We start from the raw sequence: 1,778 nt of genomic DNA on the forward strand, positions 1-1,778 counted from the left end.
GGCCCGCCGCGCGCGCGGCGGTGTCCTCCCGGCCGGCGCCCAGCGCGTGCAGGGAGCGCAGGATCTCCGCGTGGCTGCGCAGCAGCCCCGCCACCAGCAGCCCCAGCAGGGCCACGGCCACGGCCAGCGCGACGACGACGGCGAGCAGGACGGTGGTCACGACGCGCTCCGGGGGGTTGCGGGGGAGGGGTGCAGCGCGGCCGCCAGGCGCGGCAGCGCGGTCAGGGACAGCAGCGCCAGCCACGCCACCAGCGCGCTCAGGCCCGCGGCGGCCAGCGCGGCCGGTGCGCCCGCCCCGGCCAGGCCGTCCAGCCCGCTCGCACCGGCGCCCAGGGCGGTGCCGGCGCTCGCCGCGGCCAGCGCCGCGGTGACGGCGACGTGGGTGCGCGTGGGCGGCAGGTCCGGCTCGCCGAAGCAGCCGCACGAGCTCAGCGGCGCCCCGCGCACCAGCGCCACCACGACGAAGGCGGTGAACGCCGCGTAGGCGGCGGCCACCGCCCACGCGGTGCCCGGCAGCCCGGCCAGCGCGGCGGCGGCCAGCAGCACCTCGCCCGCACCCAGCAGGCGCACCAGGGCCGGGGAGGAGGGCAGGTGCTGCGCGCGCAGGGCGCGCGCCGTCCCGTCCGGGCGCCGCAGCTTCGCGACGCCGGCGAGGAGCAGGAGGAGGCTGCCCGCGAGGTGCGGGAGCAGCATCGTGGCCACGTGGACACGTTGGGTGGTTCCCGGTGCCCGGGTCAAGCGGTTCGACGAAGGCGGCCGGGTCCCGCCCGGCCCCCCGGCCGCCGGCGGGCGCGTCCACTACCGTCCCCCACGACCGCCCGTCGACGTGTGGAGGGACCCGTGCAGGAGACCGCGCAGGAGAGCGCGCAGGAGCTCGGGGACGAGCCCGAGGACCGCGCCGGGGGCCCGGTGGCCGCCGGGGAGCCGGGGTCGGTGAGCGCGCGCACCGCGCCCGGCCCGCACGGGCCGGTGGACGTGCGCGTCTACGTGCCCGCCGGCGCCCCGGCCTCGGCGTTCGTGTGGGCGCACGGCGGGGGCTTCGCCGCCGGCGACCTCGACATGCCCGAGTCCCACGCGGTCGCCGGCGCCCTGCAGCGCGCTGGGCACCTCGTCGTGGCCGTCGGCTACCGCCTGGCCGCCGAGGGCACCCGCTACCCGGTGCCCTCCGACGACGTGCTCGCCGCGTGGCGCTGGGGCCGGGAGCTGGCCGCCGCGGCCGGGGTGGGCGCGGCCCGCACGTTCCTCGGCGGTGCCAGCGCCGGCGGCAACCTCGTCGCCGGCGCCGTGCTGCGGCTGCTGGGGGCCGGCGAGCCGGTGCCCGCCGGCGTGGTGCTGGCGTACCCGACGCTGCACGCCGTGCCGCCCGCCGCCTCGCCCGCCGCGGTGCGGGCGCTGGGCACCCTGCCGCCGGGGGAGGAGCGCTGGGAGCCGCCGGCGGTGCGCGAGATGTACGCCGGCTACGTCGGCGCCGACCCCGACGGCGCGCCCGCCGCCGTGACGCCGGGCACCGCGCCCCTGGAGGGCTTCCCGCCCGCGCTGGTGCTGGTCAGCGAGGCCGACGGCCTGCGCGGCTCGGCGGAGGAGTTCGCCGCGCGCCTGGTGACCGCCGGGGTGCCGGTGACGTGCGTGCTGGAGCGCGGCACCCGCCACGGGCACCTGAACCGCGACGAGCAGGGCGCTCGGGCCAGCCTGCGCCGCGTCGACACCTGGCTGCGCGCCGCCCCCGCCCTGGCCGGCCCCGCCGCCTGAGCGGCGCCGCGGGCCGGCCAGGGCGGGGG

2 protein-coding genes are annotated in these 1,778 nt (G+C 81.5%); one reads left to right on the plus strand and one right to left on the minus strand.

Annotation, left to right across the window (positions count from 1 at the left end; all coding sequences use genetic code 11):
• Positions 1-156: 156 nt before the first annotated feature.
• Entirely contained in the window at positions 157-693 is a 537-nt protein-coding gene (locus tag GTR00_RS20145; RefSeq protein WP_323132639.1) for a MauE/DoxX family redox-associated membrane protein, read from the minus strand.
• A gap of 147 nt (positions 694-840) precedes the next feature.
• Between GTR00_RS20145 and GTR00_RS20150 the strand changes: the two genes are divergently transcribed.
• The gene (locus GTR00_RS20150) at positions 841-1,749 is read left to right on the plus strand and encodes an alpha/beta hydrolase fold domain-containing protein (protein ID WP_166613316.1); all 909 of its coding nucleotides are present in this window, start codon (positions 841-843) and stop codon (positions 1,747-1,749) included.
• Positions 1,750-1,778 lie beyond the last annotated feature (29 nt).

It is taken from the genome of Kineococcus indalonis, from assembly GCF_009906395.1.
In the GTDB taxonomy this organism is placed as follows: Bacteria; Actinomycetota; Actinomycetes; order Actinomycetales; family Kineococcaceae; genus Kineococcus; species Kineococcus indalonis.

Coding starts and splice junctions, on each gene's coding strand:
- GTR00_RS20145 (WP_323132639.1), bottom strand. CDS start 693: ATGCTGCTCCCGCACCTCGCGGGCAGCCTCCTCCTGCTCCTCGCCGGC.